The sequence below is a fragment of the Pseudomonas sp. W2Jun17 genome, assembly GCF_023127795.1.
Lineage (GTDB): Bacteria > Pseudomonadota > Gammaproteobacteria > Pseudomonadales > Pseudomonadaceae > Aquipseudomonas > Aquipseudomonas synxantha_A.
In genome coordinates, this window is sequence record NZ_SPKO01000024.1 from 120499 (window position 1) to 143167 (window position 22669).

The 22669-nt window shown below is 57.0% G+C and carries 28 protein-coding genes, 1 tRNA gene and 1 pseudogene; 9 read left to right on the forward strand and 21 right to left on the reverse strand.

The features are described from left to right. Positions 1-7: 7 nt before the first annotated feature. Positions 8-388: a hypothetical protein gene (locus tag E4O98_RS12530; protein ID WP_248135302.1), complete on the reverse strand. Its 381-nt coding sequence runs from the start codon at positions 386-388 to the stop codon at positions 8-10. Between the two features lie 217 nt (positions 389-605). Continuing rightward, positions 606-1112: a hypothetical protein gene (locus tag E4O98_RS12535; protein ID WP_248135305.1), complete on the reverse strand. Its 507-nt coding sequence runs from the start codon at positions 1110-1112 to the stop codon at positions 606-608. 120 nt (positions 1113-1232) lie between these two features. Here E4O98_RS12535 and E4O98_RS12540 point away from each other — a divergent pair, with 120 nt between their 5' ends. Next, on the forward strand, positions 1233-1658 hold the full coding sequence (locus tag E4O98_RS12540) for a hypothetical protein (protein WP_248135512.1): 426 nt from the start codon (positions 1233-1235) through the stop codon (positions 1656-1658). After that, positions 1597-1986, forward strand: a pseudogene (locus tag E4O98_RS12545) (tyrosine-type recombinase/integrase); the annotation flags it as partial. The gene E4O98_RS12540 and the pseudogene E4O98_RS12545, both read left to right, overlap by 62 nt. A 95-nt stretch (positions 1987-2081) precedes the next feature. Here the strand turns inward: E4O98_RS12545 and E4O98_RS12550 are convergent. The 9 genes from E4O98_RS12550 to thrS all read right to left on the reverse strand — a co-directional run bounded on the left by E4O98_RS12550 (position 2082) and on the right by thrS (position 9538). Beyond that, positions 2082-2158: transfer RNA gene (locus E4O98_RS12550), tRNA-Pro, on the reverse strand. A 90-nt stretch (positions 2159-2248) separates the two neighbouring features. Then, positions 2249-2605: a MerR family transcriptional regulator gene (locus E4O98_RS12555; RefSeq protein WP_003174972.1), complete on the reverse strand. Its 357-nt coding sequence runs from the start codon at positions 2603-2605 to the stop codon at positions 2249-2251. Beyond that, entirely contained in the window at positions 2586-2888 is a 303-nt protein-coding gene (gene ihfA / locus E4O98_RS12560) for an integration host factor subunit alpha (protein ID WP_002553164.1), read from the reverse strand. The genes E4O98_RS12555 and ihfA overlap by 20 nt, the downstream gene beginning before the upstream one ends. 3 nt (positions 2889-2891) lie before the next feature. Beyond that, positions 2892-5270 (reverse strand): phenylalanine--tRNA ligase subunit beta, encoded by a 2379-nt coding sequence (pheT, locus tag E4O98_RS12565; protein WP_248135307.1) that lies wholly within the window; start codon positions 5268-5270, stop codon positions 2892-2894. A 26-nt stretch (positions 5271-5296) separates the two neighbouring features. After that, positions 5297-6313 (reverse strand): phenylalanine--tRNA ligase subunit alpha, encoded by a 1017-nt coding sequence (pheS, locus tag E4O98_RS12570; RefSeq protein WP_003192486.1) that lies wholly within the window; start codon positions 6311-6313, stop codon positions 5297-5299. A gap of 109 nt (positions 6314-6422) precedes the next feature. Further along, entirely contained in the window at positions 6423-6779 is a 357-nt protein-coding gene (gene rplT / locus E4O98_RS12575; protein ID WP_005789679.1) for a 50S ribosomal protein L20, read from the reverse strand. A gap of 30 nt (positions 6780-6809) precedes the next feature. Next, complete coding sequence (gene rpmI / locus E4O98_RS12580) at positions 6810-7004, reverse strand: 50S ribosomal protein L35 (RefSeq protein WP_002553160.1); 195 nt, start codon at positions 7002-7004, stop codon at positions 6810-6812. A gap of 60 nt (positions 7005-7064) precedes the next feature. Next, positions 7065-7616: a translation initiation factor IF-3 gene (gene infC, locus E4O98_RS12585; RefSeq protein WP_169851780.1), complete on the reverse strand. Its 552-nt coding sequence runs from the start codon at positions 7614-7616 to the stop codon at positions 7065-7067. Beyond that, entirely contained in the window at positions 7616-9538 is a 1923-nt protein-coding gene (gene thrS, locus E4O98_RS12590; RefSeq protein WP_005789682.1) for a threonine--tRNA ligase, read from the reverse strand. Before thrS ends, infC begins: the two co-directional genes overlap by 1 nt. Positions 9539-9904: 366 nt before the next feature. Between thrS and E4O98_RS12595 the strand changes: the two genes are divergently transcribed. Next, a complete protein-coding gene (locus tag E4O98_RS12595) occupies positions 9905-10219 on the forward strand; it encodes a hypothetical protein (RefSeq protein WP_078821838.1) in 315 nt (104 codons plus the stop codon). Between the two features lie 289 nt (positions 10220-10508). Beyond that, positions 10509-10721, forward strand: a complete 213-nt coding sequence (locus tag E4O98_RS12600; RefSeq protein ID WP_003234260.1) for a cold-shock protein — start codon at positions 10509-10511, stop codon at positions 10719-10721. A gap of 72 nt (positions 10722-10793) precedes the next feature. Here E4O98_RS12600 and E4O98_RS12605 read toward each other — a convergent pair whose 3' ends face one another. Both E4O98_RS12605 and E4O98_RS12610 read right to left on the reverse strand, forming a co-directional pair. Then, positions 10794-11114, reverse strand: a complete 321-nt coding sequence (locus E4O98_RS12605; RefSeq protein ID WP_032880290.1) for an I78 family peptidase inhibitor — start codon at positions 11112-11114, stop codon at positions 10794-10796. A gap of 144 nt (positions 11115-11258) precedes the next feature. After that, a complete protein-coding gene (locus E4O98_RS12610; protein ID WP_032880289.1) occupies positions 11259-11564 on the reverse strand; it encodes a hypothetical protein in 306 nt (101 codons plus the stop codon). Positions 11565-11717: 153 nt separating this feature from the next. On the opposite strand from E4O98_RS12610, the gene E4O98_RS12615 reads away from it, so the two are divergent. Then, positions 11718-11918 carry a hypothetical protein gene (locus tag E4O98_RS12615; RefSeq protein WP_032880288.1) on the forward strand — a complete coding sequence of 67 codons (201 nt, stop codon included), beginning with the start codon at positions 11718-11720 and terminating at the stop codon, positions 11916-11918. 34 nt (positions 11919-11952) lie between these two features. On the opposite strand, the gene E4O98_RS12620 is transcribed toward E4O98_RS12615, so the two are convergent. The 7 genes from E4O98_RS12620 to E4O98_RS12650 are packed head-to-tail and all read right to left on the reverse strand — an operon-like array spanning position 11953 to position 18918. Beyond that, on the reverse strand, positions 11953-12981 hold the full coding sequence (locus E4O98_RS12620; RefSeq protein WP_032880287.1) for a nucleoside hydrolase: 1029 nt from the start codon (positions 12979-12981) through the stop codon (positions 11953-11955). 27 nt (positions 12982-13008) lie between these two features. After that, positions 13009-13413 (reverse strand): D-ribose pyranase, encoded by a 405-nt coding sequence (rbsD, locus tag E4O98_RS12625; protein ID WP_032880285.1) that lies wholly within the window; start codon positions 13411-13413, stop codon positions 13009-13011. After that, on the reverse strand, positions 13410-14327 hold the full coding sequence (gene rbsK, locus E4O98_RS12630) for a ribokinase (protein WP_005789694.1): 918 nt from the start codon (positions 14325-14327) through the stop codon (positions 13410-13412). The genes rbsD and rbsK overlap by 4 nt, the downstream gene beginning before the upstream one ends. A 23-nt stretch (positions 14328-14350) precedes the next feature. Further along, the gene (locus E4O98_RS12635) at positions 14351-15373 is read right to left on the reverse strand and encodes a LacI family DNA-binding transcriptional regulator (RefSeq protein WP_032880284.1); all 1023 of its coding nucleotides are present in this window, start codon (positions 15371-15373) and stop codon (positions 14351-14353) included. Between the two features lie 3 nt (positions 15374-15376). Next, the gene (locus E4O98_RS12640) at positions 15377-16354 is read right to left on the reverse strand and encodes an ABC transporter permease (protein WP_003192502.1); all 978 of its coding nucleotides are present in this window, start codon (positions 16352-16354) and stop codon (positions 15377-15379) included. Beyond that, positions 16351-17904: a sugar ABC transporter ATP-binding protein gene (locus E4O98_RS12645; protein WP_005789698.1), complete on the reverse strand. Its 1554-nt coding sequence runs from the start codon at positions 17902-17904 to the stop codon at positions 16351-16353. Before E4O98_RS12645 ends, E4O98_RS12640 begins: the two co-directional genes overlap by 4 nt. A gap of 57 nt (positions 17905-17961) precedes the next feature. Continuing rightward, the gene (locus tag E4O98_RS12650; RefSeq protein WP_005789700.1) at positions 17962-18918 is read right to left on the reverse strand and encodes a sugar ABC transporter substrate-binding protein; all 957 of its coding nucleotides are present in this window, start codon (positions 18916-18918) and stop codon (positions 17962-17964) included. Between the two features lie 554 nt (positions 18919-19472). Between E4O98_RS12650 and E4O98_RS12655 the strand changes: the two genes are divergently transcribed. The 3 genes from E4O98_RS12655 (at position 19473) to E4O98_RS12665 (ending at position 21672) form a co-directional block, all read left to right on the forward strand. Beyond that, positions 19473-20561, forward strand: coding sequence for an asparaginase (locus tag E4O98_RS12655; protein WP_005789702.1), 1089 nt, complete (start codon positions 19473-19475; stop codon positions 20559-20561). A 167-nt stretch (positions 20562-20728) separates the two neighbouring features. After that, entirely contained in the window at positions 20729-20980 is a 252-nt protein-coding gene (locus tag E4O98_RS12660) for a DUF1654 domain-containing protein (RefSeq protein WP_248135310.1), read from the forward strand. 2 nt (positions 20981-20982) lie between these two features. After that, complete coding sequence (locus E4O98_RS12665) at positions 20983-21672, forward strand: endonuclease I family protein (RefSeq protein WP_005789706.1); 690 nt, start codon at positions 20983-20985, stop codon at positions 21670-21672. Positions 21673-21703: 31 nt separating this feature from the next. Here E4O98_RS12665 and E4O98_RS12670 read toward each other — a convergent pair whose 3' ends face one another. Next, positions 21704-22069 (reverse strand): hypothetical protein, encoded by a 366-nt coding sequence (locus E4O98_RS12670; RefSeq protein WP_032880279.1) that lies wholly within the window; start codon positions 22067-22069, stop codon positions 21704-21706. Positions 22070-22330: 261 nt separating this feature from the next. Here E4O98_RS12670 and csrA point away from each other — a divergent pair, with 261 nt between their 5' ends. Next, positions 22331-22525, forward strand: a complete 195-nt coding sequence (gene csrA / locus E4O98_RS12675; protein ID WP_003192511.1) for a carbon storage regulator CsrA — start codon at positions 22331-22333, stop codon at positions 22523-22525. Positions 22526-22669: the final 144 nt, after the last annotated feature.

Below are 22669 nucleotides of genomic sequence, written 5' to 3' on the forward strand. Positions count from 1 at the left end.
GAGTTGGCTATTGCTCTGGCGCTCGCCTGAACTCTTCTCGAGTGGGCATCGTCCAGTCAGAAGCTCTACTTTCATGGACTGATTCATCGCGACTGTGTCCACCGTAGGTGAACATCAATAGGTAAAACGCGAACGCCGTTGCGGCTAACGCTGCCCTGCCCATGGGGTTCGCATCCTTGAGTAATCCGCCTGGCCCAATACCGACCCAGCCTCCTCGAAAGTAAGCAAATACTGCTTGGATGAACCATCCATGCACAAATAACGCCACAAAGAAATTAAGCCAATCCCCAGAGAAACGCACAAAAGCGTTGACGAACGAAGCAGCCACCATCAACGACAGCAACAAGTACCGATAGCGCCTAAAAAATTCCAAGACGTTGCTTTCCATAAGGCTCTGCCCTTTCTACCGATTGATATAGCTGTCCGCGTCGCGCTTACCAAGCATCGTTGAGCGCGGGGAAAACTGATTCTAAGTCAAAAAACAATTGAACCCCTCCCCCTTCAAAGTCAGCCGCTATAGCGGCAAGGACGAGTACGCCGTTGATCAACGATTCAATACTCAAGGAACTGGTGCCAGGTGCCTAAACTTGCGAAAAACAAATGAATTAGTCTGCTTTTCCCTCGACAGGACTGTTTGTAGATAAGCTTTCAAACCAAACGGAATGTTTATTCGACGGAGACTTTAGAAAAATCTTAAAGGAAAGAGTTTCAACCATCAGATTCAGAAATATGTTTAGCAGGATAAGCCAGAACACCCAGGATCCGCCCAAGTCAAAAACCCAAATCACACCGATAATCGTATACATGTTTAACGCATTTCCAGCCCCGTGCTTAAGATACCAGTCCGTGGGCGTCCCCCATAAATAGCGTTTATCTGGCATTACTCCTGCGATTACATTGGCAAACAGGGCGGTTAAAACTAAAGGAAAAATAAATGTAGGAGAAGATATAGCTATAGCTAGAATAATCAACTTAAACACATCGATAGATATAAACGATTCGGGCTCGTACTTATAAAAAATTAAAAACCCGGGTGCAACAAACGAAAAAAAGAAAATCGCCAAATTTGCCGATAATGAGACATTCAACTTTTTCAGATCACCAATTTCCATTTTCTAAGACCTCCATTTATAAAAAGTAAGCCTAACAAAGTCCAGTCTGAAACAGAACTACCCCTGACAAACCTAACCCCAATCCCCCTACATGCCTGCCGGTGAGCGGCGGGCGGAGCTATGCACATACCAAACCATATCACCAACAAAGTCGAAGCACCGAAAGAAGTCCTCGCTGCCCTCCTGAATGCCGAAGGCAAGATCGACTTCAACACCGTGATCCCCATCCTCGGTAAGTTTGATTGGTGTGGGATCGACGGCCTGGCCGAGACTTGTGCGGAAGCCATCACTGGCACGCCGCTCAACGATCACCCGCTGGTCGCCGCCCTCCAGCGAGACAGAGGGAACAAGGCCAGCATTGCCGGCTGCAGCGAGGAGCAATTCGAACAGTTCGTGCAGATACTGCGAAACAAGCGTGCTACTGGGCACCTCCACACTCTGGATTTCGCCCGCGACAAGTGGGGCACCAAATGGAACGCGTACAGCCAGCTGGTTGATTTGGATCACCCCAGAGTTACAGGCAGTAATCAGCCGGTGCCGCGATGATGTGGTTTCACCATACCTGGTACACCGCAAGCCGGATCGTCTGAAACAGAAGCAGGCACAGACGAAGTACCACTGGACGAAGATTGAGGAGCGGTATTTGACGCGAGCATTCAAGGAGGCCAGAGAGGCGGCGAACTGTTACGCGGGATGGAAGGAGGAAGAGATGCCAGGCTTCCATGAAGTGCGAGCGCTGTCGCTGCACCTGTACAAGAAAGCCGGAAAGGATGTGCAGAAAATCGCAGGCCATGCGAGCGAGGGCATGACCAAAAACTACCAGCGAGACCACGAGGAAATCATCTGGTCCGAGGCGATCCCGGACCGGCACTGACAATTTCGAGGAGGAAAACTGGATGATCCCCCGCAAAAGTCCCTACGCATGAAAAAGCCCAACTCGCTAAAGTTGGGCTAAGTCATTGAAAAATATGGTCGGGACGGAGTGATTCGAACACTCGACCCCTAGCACCCCATGCTAGTGCGCTACCGGACTGCGCTACGCCCCGACTAGGCGTGTTACTGGGTTCGCTTCTTAACGAAGCGAACCGGAATATACCGCAAGCTTTTGAAATGTGGAAGTATTTTTAAAGCTTGAATCATTTCTTCAGCACCACCAGCACATCTTCCAGTTCGGAGATCATCTGGCGGATCAGTTGCTTGTACTGGGTGGTGTCGTCTTTGGCTTCATCACCGGACATACGCTGGCGTGCGCCGCTGATGGTGAACCCCTGGTCGTACAGCAATGCACGGATCTGTCGGATCATCAGCACGTCCTGGCGCTGATAATACCGACGGTTCCCGGTGCGTTTGACGGGGTTGAGTTGAGGAAACTCCTGCTCCCAATAGCGCAGCACGTGTGGTTTTACCGCACACAGCTCGCTGACTTCACCAATGGTGAAGTAGCGTTTGCCTGGGATGACGGGTAGTTCGTCGTTATGACTTGGTTCCAGCATAAGCCTCAACTCGGGCCTTCAACTTCTGCCCTGGACGAAAGGTGACCACACGGCGAGCCGTGATCGGGATTTCTTCTCCCGTTTTTGGATTGCGGCCAGGCCGCTGGCGTTTGTCCCGCAGGTCAAAATTGCCGAAACCGGACAATTTGACCTGTTCGTTGTCTTCCAGAGCGTGGCGGATCTCTTCAAAAAACAGCTCGACCAATTCCTTGGCCTCGCGCTTGTTCAGACCCAACTCTTCGTACAGACGTTCCGCCATCTCAGCTTTCGTCAAAGCCCCCATACGTCACTTCCTTAACGTGGCGTTCAACCTTTGTTCGAGCGAGGTGAGGATATTTTGTGTCGTGGTATTCACCTCATCGTCATTAAGAGTGCGCGATGGATGCTGCCAGGTCAAGCCGACTGCGAGGCTTTTTCTATGCGGATCAATGCCTTTACCCTGATAGACGTCAAATAGCCTGAGGTCTGTCAGCCATTCCCCTGCATTTTCACGGATTACATCCAGAACGGCAGTGGCGGCGACGTCACGGTCGGCCATCAGCGCCAGGTCGCGACGCACTTCAGGAAAGCGCGACAACTCGCTGAATTTAGGCATCTTGCCCGACGCAACTTCAGCCAAGACTAGCTCAAACACGAAGACTGGACGGTCCAGCCCCAACGTTTTCGACAGTTCCGGGTGAATGGCGCCCACAAAACCTACCAGGCGACCTTCGCGCTCGATACGCGCAGTCTGGCCCGGATGCAAGGCTGGGTGGCTGCCTGGCACAAAGGTGAAGGCATCCAGCGCGCCGGCAAAGCCCAGTACCGCTTCCACGTCAGCCTTGACGTCGAAGAAGTCTACGACGTCGCGGCCCTGCGCCCAGCCTTCCGGCAGGCGGCTACCGCAGACCACGCCAGCCAGCATCGGCTCTTGCTTGAGGCCATCGAGCTGACCCACGAAACGCAGGCCGCTTTCGAACAGGCGCACGCGGTCTTGCTGGCGGTTCAGGTTGTGGGAAAGCGCTTTCACCAGACCCGGCCACAGCGACGAACGCATGGCGGCCATGTCGTTGGAGATCGGGTTGGCCAACAACAGCGGCTCAACACCCGGGTTGAACAGCTCAAATTGTTTTGGATCGATGAAGCTATACGTCACGGCTTCCTGGTAACCACGAGCAACCAGCAGGCGGCGCAGCTCAGGCAGGTGCGCACGCGCTTCGGCTTTGGGTTGCGGCGCGAGGCGCGCTTGCGGGTAGCGAACCGGCAGGCGGTTGTAGCCATACAGACGTGCCAGCTCTTCGATCAGGTCAACTTCCAGGCTGATGTCGAAGCGATGGCTAGGTACTGCAACCTGCCACTGCCCTTCCCCATTCGAGGAAATACCCAAGCCGAGGGCGGACAGCAGTTGCTCGATTTCAGCCGGCTCGATGACTAAGCCGAGCATCTGCTCAACGCTTTTGGCACGCAAGGTGATCGGCGCAATCGACGGCAGGTACTGTTCGCTGACGGTTTCGGTGATCGGGCCGGCTTCGCCACCGGTGATTTCCAGCAGCAGGCCGGTGGCGCGCTCCATGGCTTCACGGGCGAGATTCCAGTCCACGCCACGCTCATAGCGGTGCGAAGCATCGGTGTGCAGGCCATAGGAACGGGCCTTGCCTGCGATGGCGATCTGGTCAAAGAACGCGCTTTCAAGGAATACGTCACGAGTGGTCGCGGATACACCGCTGTGCTCGCCCCCCATCACGCCGGCAATTGCCAGGGCGCGAGAGTGGTCGGCGATAACCAGGGTGTCGGCACGCAGGCTGACTTCCTGACCGTCGAGCAGCACCAGCTTTTCGCCTTCCTCGGCCATGCGCACGCGGATGCCACCGTTGATTTCGGCGAGATCGAAGGCATGCAGCGGCTGACCCAGCTCCAACATCACATAGTTGGTGATGTCGACGGCGGCGTCGATGCTGCGCACGTCGGCGCGACGCAGGCGCTCGACCATCCACAACGGGGTCGCCTTGGACAGGTCGACGTTACGGACCACACGCCCCAGGTAACGTGGGCAGGCGTTCGGCGCGAGCACTTCGATGGAGCGAACTTCGTCATGCACCGGCGGCACAACAGCAACCGCCGGACGGGTGACAGGAGCGTTGTACAGCGCGCCCACTTCACGGGCCAGACCGGCCAGGGACAGGCAGTCGCCGCGGTTCGGGGTCAGGTCGACCTCGATGCTGGCGTCTTCCAGTTCCAGGTAAACCCGGATGTCCTGACCCACAGGCGCGTCTGCCGGCAGCTCCATCAGGCCATCATTGCCCTCGCCTACCTGCAACTCAGCCTGAGAGCACAACATGCCGTTGGACTCGACACCACGCAGCTTGGCCTTCTTGATCTTGAAGTCGCCAGGCAGTTGGGCACCGATCATGGCAAACGGGATCTTCAGGCCCGGGCGCACATTAGGCGCCCCGCACACGACCTGAAAGGTTTCCGAACCGTTACTGACCTGGCACACACGCAATTTATCGGCATCAGGGTGTTGCTCGGTGCTCAGCACCTCGCCCACTACCACGCCGCTGAAAACACCGGCGGCCGGGGTAACGCTATCGACCTCAAGACCGGCCATCGACAGACGCGCAACCAGCGCGTCGCGATCTACCTGCGGGCTTACCCAGCCACGCAGCCATTGTTCACTGAATTTCATCCTGCTCTCCTAAAGATTCGTTACGACTAGCGAAATTGCGCGAGGAACCGCAAGTCGTTGTCGAAGAACAGACGCAAGTCGTTCACGCCGTAACGCAGCATGGCCAGGCGCTCAACGCCCATGCCGAAGGCAAAGCCCGAGAACTCTTCCGGATCGATCCCGGACATGCGCAGCACGTTAGGGTGGACCATGCCGCAACCCATGACTTCCAGCCAACCGGTCTGCTTGCAGACGCGGCAACCTTTACCGCTACACATCACGCATTCCATGTCGACTTCAGCGGACGGCTCGGTGAACGGGAAGAACGATGGACGGAAACGCACCGCCAGCTCTTTCTCGAAGAACACCCGCAGGAATTCTTCGATGGTGCCCTTGAGGTCGGCAAAATTGATATCGCGATCCACCAGCAGGCCTTCGACCTGGTGGAACATCGGCGAGTGGGTGATATCCGAGTCGCTACGGTACACACGGCCTGGGCAGACAATGCGGATCGGCGGCTTGTTCGCTTCCATGGTGCGGACCTGTACCGGCGAGGTATGGGTGCGCAACAGCATGTTCGCGTTGAAATAGAAGGTGTCGTGCATCGACCGGGCCGGGTGATGGCCTGGGATGTTGAGCGCCTCGAAGTTGTGATAATCGTCTTCTACCTCAGGGCCTTCGGCAATGCCGTAGCCGATGTGGGTGAAGAACTGCTCGATACGTTCCAGAGTCCGGGTAATCGGATGCAGGCCGCCCGAGGCCTGACCACGGCCAGGCAAGGTCACGTCAATGGACTCGGCGGCGAGCTTGGCCGCTAGATCGGCCTCCTCGAGCGACGCCTTGCGCGCATTGAGCACCTCTGTGACACGTTCCTTGGCAACGTTGATCAACGCACCGACTTGCGGACGTTCTTCAGCGGGCAAATTTCCCAGGGTCTTCATCACCTGAGTCAATTCACCTTTCTTGCCAAGGTAGTGAACCCGGATTTGCTCCAGGGCATTTACATCTTCAGCGCTTTGCACGGCCTCAAGGGCTTGGGCAACGAGCGCGTCCAGGTTTTCCATGTACAGACTCCAGATACAAAATAGGGGAAGAGCTTGAAGGCTCTTCCCCTATTTATGACGTTTACCACCTTGGGCTACAGGAGTAACCCAGGATGACTGTCGGGGGTACTTAAGCCAAGGAGGCTTTAGCTTTCTCGACAATCGCAGCAAACACCGCTTTTTCGTTCACAGCCAGTTCAGCCAGAACCTTACGGTCGATTTCGATGGACGCTTTCTTCAGGCCAGCGATGAAACGGCTGTAGGACAGACCGTTAACACGTGCACCAGCGTTGATACGAGCGATCCACAGAGCGCGGAACTGACGTTTTTTCTGACGACGGTCACGGTAGGCGTACTGGCCTGCCTTGATTACCGCTTGCTTGGCAACACGGAATACGCGTGAACGCGCGCCGTAGTAGCCTTTAGCAAGTTTCAGAATTTTTTTGTGACGTTTACGGGCAATGACGCCACGCTTTACACGAGCCATGAGTTACTTCCTCTAGTCTTGATCCAAAAATTAACGAAGGCGCAGCATGCGCTCGACTTTTGCCACGTCAGACGGATGCAGCAAGCTGCTACCGCGCAGTTGACGCTTACGCTTGGTCGACATTTTGGTCAGGATGTGGCTCTTGAAAGCGTGCTTGTGCTTGATACCGTTAGCAGTTTTCAGAAACCGCTTAGCAGCACCACTTTTAGTCTTCATCTTTGGCATGTTCGGATACTCCGCATTCAGTTGATAAACATAATCAGAAGGCCTGCCGTGCCCTGTTGATTACTTCTTCTTTTTCGGGGCGATGACCATGATCAGTTGGCGTCCTTCCATCTTAGGATGCTGTTCGACCGAACCGTACTCGAGCAGGTCAGCTTCAACCCGCTTGAGGAGTTCCATCCCCAGCTCCTGGTGGGCCATCTCACGGCCGCGGAATCGCAAGGATACCTTGGCCCTGTCCCCATCACTCAGGAAACGTACCAGGTTGCGCAGTTTTACCTGGTAATCCCCTTCCTCCGTCCCTGGACGAAACTTGATTTCTTTAACCTGGATCTGCTTCTGGTTTTTCTTGGCTGCGGCAATCTGCTTCTTCTTCTCGAAGATCGATTTGCCGTAGTCCATCAGCTTGCAGACAGGTGGTACAGCATCGGCGGAAATTTCCACCAAATCGAGCTTGGCTTCTTCAGCCTTAAGAAGCGCGTCTTCAATTGACACAATCCCAAGCTGCTCACCCTCAGCCCCAATTAACCGAACCTCGCGTGCCGAGATATTCTCGTTGATCGGGGCTTTCGGTGCAGCTCGTTTATCTTGTCTCATTTCACGCTTAATAATAATTACTCCGAATCTGGGCGACCACGCCGGGAAACCGCTTGCGCGAGGAACTCAGCGAACTGGGCGACGGGCATCGAGCCCAGGTCAGCACCTTCACGAGTACGCACAGCGACAGTCTGCATCTCGACTTCCCGATCTCCGATAACCAAAAGATAGGGAACCTTGAGCAAAGTATGCTCGCGGATTTTAAAGCCGATCTTTTCATTTCTCAAGTCGGACTTGGCACGAAATCCGCTTTCGTTGAGAGTTTTTTCAACTTCGGCGGCAAAATCTGCCTGTTTATCAGTGATATTCATGATCACTGCCTGGGTCGGAGCCAGCCACGCAGGGAACGCTCCCTCGTAGTGCTCGATCAGGATACCGACGAACCGCTCGAACGAACCGAGGATCGCCCGGTGCAGCATAACCGGGTGTTTACGGCTGTTGTCTTCGGAGACGTATTCGGCTCCCAGACGGATCGGCAGGTTAAAATCGAGCTGCAGGGTACCACACTGCCAGACACGGCCAAGGCAATCTTTGAGCGAGAACTCGATCTTCGGACCGTAGAACGCGCCCTCCCCCGGCTGCAGGTCGTACGCAAGGCCCGCACTGTCGAGTGCTGCGGCCAGTGCCGCTTCGGCGCGATCCCACAGCTCGTCGGAACCAACGCGTTTTTCCGGACGAGTGGACAGCTTCATTTCAACTTCGGTAAACCCGAAATCGCGATAAACGTCCATGGTCAGCTTGATGAACGCGGCGGATTCAGCCTGCATCTGCTCTTCGGTGCAGAAGATGTGGGCGTCGTCCTGAGTAAAACCGCGCACACGCATAATGCCGTGCAGTGCACCGGATGGCTCGTTGCGGTGGCAGGCACCGAACTCGGCCAGGCGCATCGGCAACTCGCGGTAGCTCTTCAGGCCTTGATTGAACACCTGCACGTGGCATGGGCAGTTCATCGGCTTGATGGCGTAGTCGCGGTTTTCCGACTGGGTGGTGAACATGTTGTCGGCGTAGTTGGCCCAGTGCCCGGATTTCTCCCACAGGCTGCGATCAACGACCTGCGGGGTCTTGATCTCCAGGTAACCGTTGTCGCGCTGAACCTTGCGCATGTACTGCTCAAGCACCTGGTACAGGGTCCAGCCATTCGGGTGCCAGAACACCATGCCCGGCGCTTCTTCCTGAAGGTGGAACAGGTTCAGGCGCTTGCCGATCTTGCGGTGGTCGCGCTTTTCAGCTTCTTCAATGCGCTGGATGTAGGCGGCCAGCTGTTTCTTGTCAGCCCAGGCCGTGCCGTAGATCCGTTGCAGCTGTTCGTTCTTGGCATCACCGCGCCAGTAGGCACCGGACAGCTTGGTCAGCTTGAACGACTTGAGGAAACGCGTGTTCGGCACGTGTGGGCCACGGCACATGTCGACGTATTCTTCGTGGTAGTACAAGCCCATGGCCTGCTCGTCCGGCATGTCTTCCACCAGGCGCAGCTTGTAATCTTCACCACGCGCGGTAAACACGTCGATCACTTCGGCACGCGGGGTGACTTTCTTGATGACGTCGTAATCTTTTTCAATCAGCGCGTGCATGCGCTGCTCGATGGCCGCCAGGTCGTCCGGTGTAAAAGGACGCTCATAGGCGATGTCGTAATAGAAGCCTTCTTCGATTACCGGGCCGATCACCATCTTGGCGGTTGGGTACAGCTGCTTGACCGCATGGCCAATCAGGTGCGCGCAAGAGTGGCGAATGATCTCCAGCCCCTCTTGATCCTTGGGCGTGATGATTTGCAGGCTGGCATCGCAAGTGATCAGGTCACTGGCGTCGACCAGTTTGCCGTCGACCTTGCCGGCCACGGTGGCCTTGGCCAAGCCTGCACCAATGGATGCGGCGACTTCGGCTACGGAAACCGAATGATCGAATGAACGTTGACTGCCGTCGGGTAGAGTAATAGTTGGCATGGCGCCTCCTCTCCTAGTGGTGACCCCTACCAAAGGTCACGTGGGTTGGGATGAGCCAGTACAAGATCCAACACCAGGCCGTTCAGTGATGAACGCCTGCCTTACAGCGGCAGGAGCCTTTCGGCCAACCGATAATCGAACCAGAGTGACTGGATTGAGCTAAAAAGAAACATGGCAAGGCGGTAATTGACGCGCCTGAAACTAGCCAAGCCCACGATGCTAGCACAGATGAACGGTCATCGCGCCGACGAAGCTTTGTGTATAGCGCAATTCAAGGCTTTATAGCTGCAAAGTGAACTTGAGCTGTACGTCGGGCCTCCAACCCACTGAGAATCGCCGTTCGTCCTCGACCCAAAGGAGCATCCCATGATGCGTTTCACCTCTACCCTCGCTGTCGCCGCTACCCTGAGCCTCCTTTCCCTTGGCGCGCAGGCTGCAGCCCCTTCCAACTGGCCAGCCGGCGCCCGTGACAGCTTTGTGAGCGACTGCAGTGCCGCCGCGAGTCAGAACGTAGACGCCAAAACTGCCAAAGCTCACTGCGAATGTGGTGCTGACAAGATCAATGCCGAATTGAGCACTGCCGAGATCAAGGAACTGATGACCAATCAGAACGCCAGCCCTGAGCTTAAGAACAAAGCGGTAGCGGCTATTTCGTCCTGCAAAGTCGTGAAGAAAAAGTAAGATTGACCACTGATCTGACGACCATATCGCTGGAAAAATGGCCTGAAAACTGCCATTTCACACAAATTATGCAGGTTTTACGGCTTTTTTTAACAGTTGATATTTCAGCGCAAAGCCCCGTAGATCGGGGCTTTGCGCCGAGCCAGGGATCAGATGCAACGCGATTGATTAGCAAACAATGCCTTGGGGGGGCTCCCAAGTCGAACATTTCGACTATGATAGCCCAGTGTGCCCAGTTGGCCTGAGCAGCACAGCACTACTGAAAATATATGTTTCTTGGAGATACACCATGTCTAATCGCCAAACCGGCACCGTTAAATGGTTCAACGATGAAAAAGGCTTCGGCTTCATCACTCCTCAAGGTGGCGGTGACGACCTGTTCGTACACTTCAAAGCTATCGAAAGCGACGGTTTCAAAAGCCTGAAAGAAGGCCAAACCGTTTCCTTCGTGGCTGAGAAAGGCCAAAAGGGTATGCAAGCTGCACAGGTTCGCGGCGAGTAATTCTCCGCTGAGCTAAAAAAAACCCCGTCCATGTGACGGGGTTTTTTATGGGCGATGCAAAAGCCGAAGCTGTCAGCCGCAATTGACCCGCGTGATCACCAGGTTGTTGTCAGTGTTGAGGTTCAGGCGGTCAGAACGATATTCCAGGGTAATCATATCGTTGGGCTTGAGGATGCGTGCATTCTGCGCGCCAGCACGGGTACGAGCCTGCTCCAGCAACTGCGGCGAGGCTTTCTGGCCGATTGCGAACTCGGCGGCCTTCGACTCACAGCGGCTATGACCGGCATCGGTCACGGTGGCGTCTTTGCCTGGCTCAGAGGCACCCGGGGTGCTGCAACCCGCCAATGCGAGTGCTGCCAACAAAGTACCGAATGAAGCGAGCTTCCAAGGCATGAAGCCTCCTATGATTAAAAATGGACAGAGATCGTGCGACAGCGATATGAACGATTGGTTTCAAGACGTTAATCGCCTGCGCGCAAGTCTGCCTGACTCGCGCGGGGCAATCGCCCAGTCAATCGTGACTAGATATGAACGCACTCAGTAGATGTCGATGTAGTCAGATGGTGGGTATGGCCAGTTCTGTTTCAGCGCGTTGAAGATCTGCATGACCCAGACCTCATCGCTGGCCGCCACAATACCGACATAGCCAGAACCCTTGGCCCAGGTCTCCAGACGAAACAGCAGGCCATCTATCTGAGCCCCACCGACTACGCCGGAAGAAATATAGGCAATACCAGCCCTGGTTACCCGAAGCTGGGTATGTACGTCGTCACTGGCGTGGGCAAGCAGTTGGCGCACGGCATCCAGCGTCAGGTTCTCAGGCTTGTTCAGATCGATCTGCACGCGGTGTTTCCCGGCGGTTAAACAAGCCAACAGTGTCGCATACCCCCTCCTTCATGCCTAAGTAGCAGTGCCAAAAGCCGCGCAAAATGGTTAACTGCGCCGCTGGAACCGCGTTCCAGCGCATTGCCCAGTACTTTCAGCCGTGAGATTTCCATGACCACCGTAACGCTCCAAGCCGATATCAAAGCCAAGTGGCCCCAGGGGCAAAGCTCCTATAGCCCCGGCAGCCCCGAAGAACTGGCGATCATTGGTATCGACCTGTTGGTCAAGGAACTGGGAACCCAGGCGGCACAAGCGTTCATCGGCCAGGTATTCGAGAAATACCCGGCCGACTACATGGGCGCACAAGAATAAGAACCGGCCGACGAACGCCGACCGGTAAAACGTATTACTTCAAACGCGCCAGACGCTCGGTCAGCAGATCGAAGAAGCCCTGGGCGTCGCCGTTCTCGACCCAGAACACATTCTTCTCCTGCTTGAGGCCGTCGTACCAATCGACGATGGTCTGGCCAAAGGTCGGGCCTTCGCGGCTGTCGACGACCATATTGGCCTGACGACCGCTGAACAGCGATGGTTTGAGCAGGTAGGCAACCACGGTAGCGTCGTGGACCGGGCCGCCCGGAATGCCGTAATGCTCCATGTCGCCTTTGACGTACTCATTCAGAATACTGCTGACGACCTTGCTCGCGTTGTTGTTCAGGTCCGCAATCTTCTTCAGGCGGGCGTCGCTGGTGAGGACTTTATGGGTCACGTCCAACGGCAGGTAGGTCAACTTCACTCCACTTTTGAGCACAATCTCAGCGGCCACCGGATCGGCGAACAGGTTGAACTCGGCCACGGGCGTGATATTACCGCCATTGAAGTGCGCACCACCCATCACCACCACTTCCTTGATGCCCTGGGTGATTTCCGGCGCCTGGGTCAGTGCCAGCGCGAGGTTGGTCTGCGGACCGAGCATGGCGATGGTGATGCTGTGCGGTTTGGCGGTGCTCAGCGTCTTGATCAGGTAGTCAACGGCATTACCTTCGGCCAGGCCTTTTTTCGGCTCGTGCACGGTGACGCCGGAGATGCCCTCTTTGCCATGGATATTCTCGGCGTAGATCGGCTTGCGCAACAGAGGCGCCGGCGCACCTGCGTACACCGGAATGTCCTCACGCCCTGCCCACTCGCGCGCCAGACGCGCATTGCGGGAGGTCTTGTCCAGGCGCACATTACCGGCGACGGTGGTCAGCGCACGAATGCTCAGCTCCTCCGGCGAGGCCATGGCGAACAGCAGCGCCACCACGTCATCGGCCCCAGGGTCGGTATCGATGATCAGGTCGATTTTTTCCGCCGCCTGGGCGCTTGCAGCTGTGAGTGCGGACAAAAGCAGAACACTCCGGAACAGGTTTTTCAGGATGGGTAGACCACGTTGCATAAAGCACTCCTTGTCATTGGGGGGACGCTAAAACGTTACGCCGGATACCAGCGCGATATTGCAGTAAGGCTGGCACTCGCCGGTACGCACAACCGCGCGTGCTGTGCGGCTCAGTTGCTTGAATTCTTCATGGCTGAGCAGCCGCCGCTCACCCAGCGCTGCCTGCTCTGTCAGCGCATTGAGCTCGCTCAGCGCCGGCGGTTGCTTGAGCAGGATTTCCTCCGCGAGCACGTGGCTTTCAACCTGCATCTCACTGAGCACAATGCGCAACGTGCTGATGAAATCCGGAATGCCCTGGGTCAGTGCCAGGTCGATCAATTCCACGCCGGGCGGCACCGGCAAACCGGCATCGCCGATGACCAGCACGTCACCATGACCCAGGGACGCGATCACGCGTGACAGGGCGATATTGAGCAAAGGTGTCTTTTTCATGAGGGCACAAAACCTTGTACGTCGTGCAGCGTAGGAATGGAAGGCTGAGCGCCGGCGCGGGTCACAGACAACGCCGCCGCTACCTGGCCAAAACGGATCGCCTCGGCTTCGCTCTTGCCAGCGGCCAGTGCAGCGGCAAAGCCACCGACGAAGGTATCGCCAGCGGCTGTGGTGTCCACCGCCTTGACCTTCGGCGCCAACAGATGCTCGAAGCTGCTACCGTCGGCAAACAGTGCCCCCTGGGCGCCAAGCGTAATGATGACTTTACCCGCCCCCGCCTTGATCAGCGCTGTTGCGGCGACCTTGGCGCTGTCGAGCGAGTCGACGGTGACGCCGCTCAGGGCGGTGGCTTCACTTTCATTGGGGATCAGGTAATCGATCGAGGCATACCACTGAGCGGGCAAAGGCCCACTCGCGGGCGCCGGATTGAGGATGACTGTCTTGCCCAGTTCGCGGCCGCGCTTGAGCGCATGACCAACGGTGTCCATCGGCACTTCAAGCTGGCAGATGATCACGTCTGCCGCCTGCAGCACAGCGTCGCACGCTTGCAGAGACGCGGGCGTCAACTCACCGTTGCTGCCGGCCACAATGACAATCGCATTCTGGCTGCTGTCATCCACCACGATCAATGCCACACCACTGGAGCCCTCTACGGTGCTGACCGCCTGGCAATCGATCCCTTCCACCAGCAGTGCATCACGCAATTGACTGCCATAGGCATCGGTGCCCACGCATCCGATCATCGCAACACTGGCCCCCAGCCGCGCCGATGCCACCGCCTGGTTGGCGCCCTTGCCACCCGCAACGGTGGAAAAGCTCTGGCCGATCAAGGTCTCACCGGCACGCGGCAAGCGACTGGCCCGGGTGACCAGGTCCATGTTCAAGCTGCCTACTACCACTACTTTTGCTGGCATACATCAGTACTCATCAATTCGGTTCAGCGGTATTGGGCGAACACACCGGCCAATGGCGCCGTCGACTCACGCAAAACGATACTTGGCGTCACGATGCGTTGATCGATCGACCGTTGGGGTGTTGCTATTCGTTGCAATAATAATTCGGCCGCCGTCTCGCCCAATTGCAGGATCGACTGCCCAACCGTGGTCAGCGCAGGATAGACGTAGCGTCCCATCTGAATGTCATCGAAACCGATCACCGACAACTCGGCCGGCACGCGGATGCTGCGTTCTGCGGCTGCGCGCAGCACGCCGAAACCAATCATATCGTTGCTGGCGAAAATCGCGCTGGGCGGGTTTTGCGCTAACAATTGCACGGCTGCGGCATGCCCCCCCGTGCTGGTGAAATCGCTTTCCAGGATCCGGCTGGCCAACACCTCGACACCCGCCTCGCGCAATGCACGCTGGTAACCCGCCAGGCGCATTTGTGCCACGCGGGTATGCCCCGGGCCGCCGATACAGGCGATATCCCGATGGCCCAACTCCAGCAAGTGCCGGGTCGCGAGGTAGGCGCCCTGTTCGTGGTCGATGCGCACCAGGTCGACATCGATTCCATCCAGGGCCCTGTCGACAATCACCATGGGCGTGCGCACTGCACTCAAGCCCGCCGCCAAGCCGCTGTCATCGCCGCCCACCGACGTCACGATCAAGCCGTCGACGCGTTTTTCGAGCAACACGCGCAAATAACTGCGCTGTTTTTCCGCGTCGTCGTCGGAGTTGCAGAGGATCACGCAGTAGCCATTACGCTCGCAATAATCCTCGATGCCCCGCGCAAGCTCGGCAAAATACGGGTTGAGGCTATTGGGCACCAACAGGCCAATGGTGGCCGTGGTCTTGGCCTTGAGCGAACGCGCCACGGCGCTGGGCACGTAGTCCAGCTGTTTGATCGCCGCCTCGACCTTGATGCGGACCGGCTCGCTGACCGGACGCGTCTTGTTCACCACATGGGACACGGTGGTGTAGGAAATACCTGCAAGCGCTGCCACATCCTTGATCGTTGCCATGACTCAGCCCCGCCGACTGGCGCGCTGGCTGCGGTAAGTATCGAGGACCACGGCGATCACGATCACAGCACCGGTAATGATGCGTTTGGTGGGTTCCGTAGCGCCGATCTGCGCAAGCCCCGCCGCCAATACCGAAATGATCAATACACCGAAGAACGTACTGATGACCGAACCGCGCCCGCCCATCAGACTGGTGCCGCCGATTACCACCGCGGCGATTACCTGCAGCTCCAGGCCTGAACCAGCATTCGGGTCTGCCGCCTCCAGGCGCGAGATCTGGAACAGCGCAGCTACACCGGCCAACAGGCCCATCAGGCTGAACACCAGAATCTTGTATGGCTTGGGATTAATGCCAGCCAGGCGCACTGCTTCTTCGTTAGTGCCGATGCCGATCAGGTAGCGCCCGAAGACAGTGCGGGTCAGCACCAACTGAGCCGCAATGATCACCAGCAGCGCAATGATGAACGACGGGGAAATACCGAAAGCAATCGGGTTGGACAGCCAGGCAAACGAGTCACCGATATAAGCGGTGCGCGAGCCCGTCATTTGATAGGCCACGCCCCGGGCCATCTCCAGCACACCCAAAGACACGATAAATGACGGGATACGCCAGGCCACGGTGATGGAGCCGGTGATGGTCCCGGCCAATGCAGCGCAGCCCATGCCCAGTAGCGCAGCCGGTAACACGCTCCAGCCCCAGCCCAGGATTGCCACGCTGACCGCCGATGCCGCCAATGCCAGCACCGAACCTACCGACAGGTCGATACCGCCGATGATCAGGATGAAGGTCATGCCCACCGCCAGCACCATCAGGTCCGGAATCTGGTTGGCCAGGGTGCTGAAGGTGTCGTAGGACAGGAAGTGGTCGCTGAGTACCGAGAACAGCGCAATCATCGCCAGCAAGGCACCCGCCAGCCCCAGGTAAGTACCCAGGCCATAGAAGTTGCCGCCAGTTTTACCGGGGGAAATGCTTGTTTTCATGGGGTATTCCTAGGCGCTGCCTCATTGAGCAGCGCATCACGTTTCTGATAGCCGGCAAAGGCGGCGGCGAGCAATTCGTCCTGGGTCCAGCTGTCACGCTCGAAGGTCTCGATCAGGCGCCCCGCGGACAACACCCCGATGCGATCACAGATCAGCATCAGTTCACGCAGGTCGCTGGACACCACCACCAAGGCTTTGCCCTGGCGAGTCAGTTCGCCAAGCAACGCATAGATGTCGAACTTGGCGCCGACGTCGATGCCTCGGGTGGGCTCATCGAACAGCATCACCGCGCAATCGCGCTCCAGCCAGCGGCCAATCACTACTTTTTGCTGGTTGCCACCCGACAGCTCGGACACCAATTGCCCCGGGCTGGAACTGCGGATACGCATGGCGTCGATCTGGCGTTTGGCCAGGGCGGTTTCGTTGCGGCTATTGACGACGCCACCACCGGAAATTTCCGGCATGTTGCCCAGGGCGATATTGGCGCTGATCGATTGGGTCAGCAGCAGGCCCTCGCCCTTGCGGTCCTCGGTGATCAGGGCGATACCATGACCAACCGCATCCACTGGCGAGCGAATACTGACCACCCTGGCCGGCGATCCCAGGGCCACGGTGCCGCTGTCGGCCTGGTCGGCACCGAAGATCAGGCGCAGCAACTCAGTACGGCCGGCGCCGATCAGTCCGGAAATACCGTAGATCTCACCGGCGCGCACTTCAAAGGACACGTCGCGAACCTTGTCCGAACGGCTCAGGCCCTTCACCGTCAGGGCCGGTTCGCCGATGGTGCGCGGGCCCAGGTCGATGTGTTCGCCCAGCTCGCGACCGACCATCAAGGTCACCAGTTGCTCACTGTTGTAATTGGCCATCGGCTCGACACAGACCAGCTTGCCGTCGCGCAGTACCGCAATGCGCTGGGCGACACGGGCCAGTTCTTCCAGCCGGTGTGAAATATAAATGATCGCCACGCCCCGGGCCTGCAGACGGGTAATTTGCTCAAACAGCATCTCGACTTCACGGGCGGTGAGCATGGCCGTGGGTTCGTCGAGAATCAGTACGTGGCAGTCGCCGATCAGGTTGCGCGCAATCTCGACCATTTGCTGGTGGCCAATGCCCAGGCTGCCAACCAAGGTGTCGGGGTCGATCGCATCCAGGCCAACTTGAGCCATGGCCTCGATCGCGGCTTTGCGCAGTTGCTTGCGGCTGATCCAGCCACAGTTGCTCGGCAGGTTATCCAGAAACAGGTTTTCAGCCACCGTCAGGGTCGGCAGCAGGTTGAGTTCCTGCATGACCATGCGCACGCCCAAGGCTTCGGCCTGGGTGCGGCTGGCGGGGCAGTACTCCTGACCGTTGAACTGCATGTGCCCGGTAGTCGGTGTGACCAGGCCGCCGATGATCTTCGACAAGGTACTTTTGCCTGCGCCGTTCTCACCGGTCAGCGCGAGCACTTCCCCGCGATTGAGCGTCAGGGTGATGTCGGACAGAACCGGCTGGGCATAGGTCTTGCCGATACCGCTGACCGAGAGGACAGCGTTCGGGGCGGAAGATGACATAGGAAAATCTCCAGGCGCCCGCTCAGGACGAGCGAGCGCTGTTGGGTACTGCCGGGATTACTGCTTGATGACGAGTTCGACCGGGGTTTCGATCACGCCATCTTTGGCATCGACCTTCTCACCCTTGACCAGCTTCAGTGCGTTCTGGATACCGAATACCGCTTGTTGCGCGGCAGCCTGGTCAGCGGTGGCCAACACACGACCATCCTTGAGCATTGGCTTGATCGCATCAATGTTGTCGTAGCCCACCACCAATACCTTGCCCGCCTTGCCTGCCGCACGCACGGCGGAGACAGCGCCCAGGGCCATGTTGTCGTTACCGGCCAGCAGCGCCTTGATATCCGGCGTTTCGCTCAGCATCGCTGCAGCAATCTTGTTGCCCTGGTCGATTTCCCAGTTGCCGGATTGGGTGGAAACAATCTTCATGCCTGCTGCGTCCATCGCATCCTTGAAGCCTGCGGTGCGCTGCTGGGCGTTAGTCGTGGTGGGTACGCCTTCGATGATGCCAACCTTGTCACCCGCGGCCAGTTGCTTGGCCAGGTAGTCGCCCACCAGCTTGGAGCCTTTGCGGTTGTCCGGACCTACGAACGGGATATCGAGGTTTTTGCTTTTGAGTACCTCCGGGTCCAGGCGATTGTCGATGTTAACGACCTTGATACCGGCATCAGAAGCCTTCTTCAGCACACTGGCGAGTGCCTTGGAGTCGGCGGGAGCAATGACAAGCGCGTCTACCTTGGAGTTGATCATCTCGTTGACGATGGCGATCTGCGCACTGGTGTCTGTTTCGTTCTTGATCCCGTTGGAGATCAGCTTGAACTCTGCCGGGTGCGCTTTCTGGTAGTCCTTGGCACCGTCGGTCATGGTGACGAAGAACTCATTGGCCAGGGACTTCATGACCAAACCAACAGTAGGTGTTTTGGCAGCGTCATCAGCAAGTGCAGAAGAGAGAGGCAAAGCAGCGGATGCGGCAAGCACAGCGACAGCAAGAAGACGTCCAGCGAATGGCAGCTTCATGGGTTCACTCCGATCTTATGATTATTGTGAGCAACGCTTGCACCGAAGACCTCTTCGGCGGCCCTCCCACCCGGGCGGCTGATGCGAGCTGTCACGATACTCCTGGAGCGCTCGTGAAACATCTCGCAAACGTTTGCGTTGAGCAAACTATGAGAACCTTGTCGGGATTTGTCAACGGTAGAAACTGGCCTTTCAATCCCATGCCCTCGGCCTGGTCCAACCAACCTTGGGGACTGAAACGTTTAAGGCCACCTTTTTCTCGCACTCTCTAAAACGACAGGTGTTGACGCTAATCGCACTCGAATTTTGTGACAGGGCTGTCGGACAACCGAACACACTACCCCTCAACCGTTCGGAAAGCCGGACGCCACTCACTCAAAACAAGTTTAAAAAATCTCATAAGTTGTTTTAAATCAATACGTTAATTTAAGAAGAACCACACACTCGGCCTGGTACAAATCCTGCTTTTCCCCTGCACCTCGCGGCGTTCAGAACCGCCCGGGTGTTCTAGATGAACCGGCTACAGCACTCATCAAAAACCAGAGAGAAAAATAATGAAATCTGCATTGAAGAACTTTGTCCCGGGCGCCATGGCCCTGCTGCTGCTGTTCCCCCTTGCCGCACAGGCAAAAGAAGTCGAAAACAAAACCAAACTGTCCAACGTAGTGATCCTTGCCACAGGCGGCACCATTGCTGGCGCCGGCGCCAGTGCAGCCAACAGTGCTACGTACCAGGCAGCCAAAGTCGGCATCGAACAACTGATCGCCGGCGTTCCTGAGCTTAGCCAGATCGCCAACGTACGCGGCGAACAAGTGATGCAAATTGCTTCGGAAAGCATCAACAACGAAAACCTGCTGCAACTGGGTCGCCGCGTCGCAGAACTGGCTGACAGCAAAGACGTGGATGGCATCGTGATCACTCACGGCACCGACACCCTTGAAGAAACTGCCTACTTCCTGAACCTGGTAGAAAAAACCGACAAGCCTATCGTCGTGGTCGGCTCCATGCGTCCAGGTACCGCCATGTCGGCTGACGGTATGCTCAACCTGTATAACGCAGTCGCTGTCGCAGGTAGCAAGGATGCGCGGGGCAAAGGCGTGCTGGTGACCATGAACGACGAAATCCAATCGGGTCGCGACGTCAGCAAGATGATCAACATCAAGACCGAGGCATTCAAGAGCCCGTGGGGCCCGCTGGGCATGGTCGTTGAAGGCAAATCCTACTGGTTCCGCCTGCCGGCCAAGCGTCACACCATGGATTCGGAATTCGACATCAAGACCATCAAGAGCCTGCCTGACGTTGAAATTGCCTACGGCTATGGCAACGTGAGCGACACTGCCTACAAAGCACTGGCCCAAGCTGGCGCCAAGGCCATCATCCACGCCGGTACCGGTAACGGTTCGGTATCCTCGAAAGTCGTTCCCGCGCTGGTCGAATTGCGCAAGCAAGGCGTACAGATCATTCGCTCCTCCCACGTCAACGCCGGCGGTATGGTTCTGCGTAACGCTGAACAACCAGACGACAAATACGACTGGGTTGCGGCTCTGGACCTGAACCCGCAGAAAGCTCGCATCCTGGCCATGGTAGCCCTGACCAAGACCCAGGACAGCAAAGAGCTGCAACGCATGTTCTGGGAATACTGATTACTGCTGATCGACCTGTGGGAGCGAGCTTGCTCGCTCCCACAATTGCTCCCCTTCTCAACAAACTTCCCGAATCGCTGTCAGACGAACTTCTTGAAATTTAAGCAGTTGCGAAATCGCCTACAGTTAAATACTGTATGTGCGTACAGCAAATTAAGGAATGCTCCGTGGCAAAGCCCTCTTCCGCAGCACCTGCAGCGCCTGACGCCTATCAGCGCCTGGCTATTCGCGTGCAAAAGATCATCAATTCGACCAACGCACAGAAAGCCAAGACAGCCTTGCTCTTCCGTTTACCCGATGAGCCGGAAGACGTGTGGCAACGTCTACTGGAAGAAATTGCAGAAAACGACAACGTCACCCTCGCCTATCGGGATGACGGTGGCGTGCAGATTTTTTGGGTTGTGCCGAAGGAAGATTGATTGTGAGTGCCCGTTTTATTGCTGTGTGCTGTCTGTTTTTAAGCGTAACCGCCAACGCCCAAGCCCCTCGCACCTTTAGCGAAGCCAAGAAAATCGCCTGGAAGCTTTACGCACCCCAATCGACCGAATTCTATTGCGGCTGCAAATACACCGGTAACCGCGTGAATTTGAAAGCCTGCGGTTACATCCCGCGCAAAAACGCCAATCGCGCCGCGCGCATCGAGTGGGAACACATCGTGCCGGCCTGGCAAATCGGGCATCAGCGCCAATGCTGGCAAAACGGCGGGCGAAAGAACTGCACGCGCCACGACGATGTGTTCAAGCGCGCCGAGGCGGACCTGCACAATCTGGTGCCGAGCATCGGCGAAGTGAATGGCGACCGTAACAACTTCAGCTTTGGCTGGCTGCCCGTGCAAAGTGGGCAGTACGGCTCGTGCCTGACCCAAGTGGATTTCAAGGCCAAGAAGGTCATGCCACGCCCGTCCATTCGCGGCATGATCGCACGCACGTATTTTTATATGAGCAAGCAATACGGCCTGCGCCTGTCGAAGCAGGATCGACAGCTGTATGAAGCCTGGAACAAGACTTACCCGGTGCAAACCTGGGAGCGCCAGCGCAACCAGACCGTGGCTTGCGTGATGGGACGGGGCAACGAGTTTGTCGGCCCGGTGAATCTCAAGGCCTGCGGTTGAACGTGGGCGGGGTTGCCGCCCACTTGGCACGTCACTGCGCGGCGTTGTGTTCGATAATTTCAGACACGGTGTCGGTTTTCTTCGCGCGGGCCATCTTTTCGTTGAGCAAGGCTTGTTTGGCCTCGGCCTCGGCCTTGGTTGCGAACGGACCCAACAGCACCTCATCCTTGCCGTCGACCTTCACGATATAAAAATTGAAACCATGCTCCAGCAACCAGGCGGTCAGGTCGGTGATCGCCTGCAGCTTGTGGTCTGGCGGGCCGACGCGCACATCCCATTCCTGAGCGGCAATCGCGCCAGTTTGTGGCAGGCTTTCGGTCACGGCAGGCTTGGCCTTGGGCGCATCGACCGATTTACCTTCACCGCATCCGGCCAACGCCAACACCACAATTGCCATCGCTACTTTACGCACTGCCCTGCTCCTTTGAGGATAAAGAGGCGACTTTACCATTCACTGTCTATTCTGGCCGTCATAAACGTTGGCTTAAACAATGCGAATGATGTATCGCGACCTGTATGATGCCGCCATGGGAATTAATGTCGCCTCTATGCGTCCTAAAAGAGGCAGCCACAGGGAAGCGCTTCGCAGTAAGCTACACACATCCGACACCTGCCCTGTCTGACACATGTGTCCTTAAAAGTAATCAAGGAGAAGTCCATGCTTATACTCACCCGCAAAGTTGGTGAAAGCATAAACATCGGTGATGACATTACGATCACCATTCTGGGCGTTAGCGGCCAGCAAGTACGAATCGGCATCAACGCACCCAAGGACGTTGCCGTGCATCGCGAGGAGATTTACCAGCGCATCCAGGCCGGCCTGACTGCACCCGACAAAAACCAGACGCCTTGAAACGCCTCCAGTAGCCAGCCCTTTCGTTCACTGTAATGGCTGGCGAAAACCCAATCGGCCTGCTCGCGTCTTCCAGCCTGACCAGTGCGCTTTGAGCATGCCCCTTCGCTGCAAGATGAAACTGTCTGGGCATCTGGAACTTGT

What these genes read in the sequence shown, in the direction of transcription:
- E4O98_RS12530 (WP_248135302.1), bottom strand. Translation starts at nt 388, where the DNA reads ATGGAAAGCAACGTCTTGGAATTTTTTAGGCGCTATCGGTACTTGTTG.
- E4O98_RS12535 (WP_248135305.1), bottom strand. Translation starts at nt 1,112, where the DNA reads ATGGAAATTGGTGATCTGAAAAAGTTGAATGTCTCATTATCGGCAAAT.
- E4O98_RS12540 (WP_248135512.1), top strand. Translation starts at nt 1,233, where the DNA reads ATGCACATACCAAACCATATCACCAACAAAGTCGAAGCACCGAAAGAA.
- E4O98_RS12555 (WP_003174972.1), bottom strand. Translation starts at nt 2,605, where the DNA reads ATGCTGGAACCAAGTCATAACGACGAACTACCCGTCATCCCAGGCAAA.
- ihfA (WP_002553164.1), bottom strand. Translation starts at nt 2,888, where the DNA reads ATGGGGGCTTTGACGAAAGCTGAGATGGCGGAACGTCTGTACGAAGAG.
- pheT (WP_248135307.1), bottom strand. Translation starts at nt 5,270, where the DNA reads ATGAAATTCAGTGAACAATGGCTGCGTGGCTGGGTAAGCCCGCAGGTA.
- pheS (WP_003192486.1), bottom strand. Translation starts at nt 6,313, where the DNA reads ATGGAAAACCTGGACGCGCTCGTTGCCCAAGCCCTTGAGGCCGTGCAA.
- rplT (WP_005789679.1), bottom strand. Translation starts at nt 6,779, where the DNA reads ATGGCTCGTGTAAAGCGTGGCGTCATTGCCCGTAAACGTCACAAAAAA.
- rpmI (WP_002553160.1), bottom strand. Translation starts at nt 7,004, where the DNA reads ATGCCAAAGATGAAGACTAAAAGTGGTGCTGCTAAGCGGTTTCTGAAA.
- thrS (WP_005789682.1), bottom strand. Translation starts at nt 9,538, where the DNA reads ATGCCAACTATTACTCTACCCGACGGCAGTCAACGTTCATTCGATCAT.
- E4O98_RS12595 (WP_078821838.1), top strand. Translation starts at nt 9,905, where the DNA reads ATGATGCGTTTCACCTCTACCCTCGCTGTCGCCGCTACCCTGAGCCTC.
- E4O98_RS12600 (WP_003234260.1), top strand. Translation starts at nt 10,509, where the DNA reads ATGTCTAATCGCCAAACCGGCACCGTTAAATGGTTCAACGATGAAAAA.
- E4O98_RS12605 (WP_032880290.1), bottom strand. Translation starts at nt 11,114, where the DNA reads ATGCCTTGGAAGCTCGCTTCATTCGGTACTTTGTTGGCAGCACTCGCA.
- E4O98_RS12615 (WP_032880288.1), top strand. Translation starts at nt 11,718, where the DNA reads ATGACCACCGTAACGCTCCAAGCCGATATCAAAGCCAAGTGGCCCCAG.
- E4O98_RS12620 (WP_032880287.1), bottom strand. Translation starts at nt 12,981, where the DNA reads ATGCAACGTGGTCTACCCATCCTGAAAAACCTGTTCCGGAGTGTTCTG.
- rbsD (WP_032880285.1), bottom strand. Translation starts at nt 13,413, where the DNA reads ATGAAAAAGACACCTTTGCTCAATATCGCCCTGTCACGCGTGATCGCG.
- rbsK (WP_005789694.1), bottom strand. Translation starts at nt 14,327, where the DNA reads ATGCCAGCAAAAGTAGTGGTAGTAGGCAGCTTGAACATGGACCTGGTC.
- E4O98_RS12635 (WP_032880284.1), bottom strand. Translation starts at nt 15,373, where the DNA reads ATGGCAACGATCAAGGATGTGGCAGCGCTTGCAGGTATTTCCTACACC.
- E4O98_RS12640 (WP_003192502.1), bottom strand. Translation starts at nt 16,354, where the DNA reads ATGAAAACAAGCATTTCCCCCGGTAAAACTGGCGGCAACTTCTATGGC.
- E4O98_RS12645 (WP_005789698.1), bottom strand. Translation starts at nt 17,904, where the DNA reads ATGTCATCTTCCGCCCCGAACGCTGTCCTCTCGGTCAGCGGTATCGGC.
- E4O98_RS12650 (WP_005789700.1), bottom strand. Translation starts at nt 18,918, where the DNA reads ATGAAGCTGCCATTCGCTGGACGTCTTCTTGCTGTCGCTGTGCTTGCC.
- E4O98_RS12655 (WP_005789702.1), top strand. Translation starts at nt 19,473, where the DNA reads ATGAAATCTGCATTGAAGAACTTTGTCCCGGGCGCCATGGCCCTGCTG.
- E4O98_RS12670 (WP_032880279.1), bottom strand. Translation starts at nt 22,069, where the DNA reads ATGGCAATTGTGGTGTTGGCGTTGGCCGGATGCGGTGAAGGTAAATCG.
- csrA (WP_003192511.1), top strand. Translation starts at nt 22,331, where the DNA reads ATGCTTATACTCACCCGCAAAGTTGGTGAAAGCATAAACATCGGTGAT.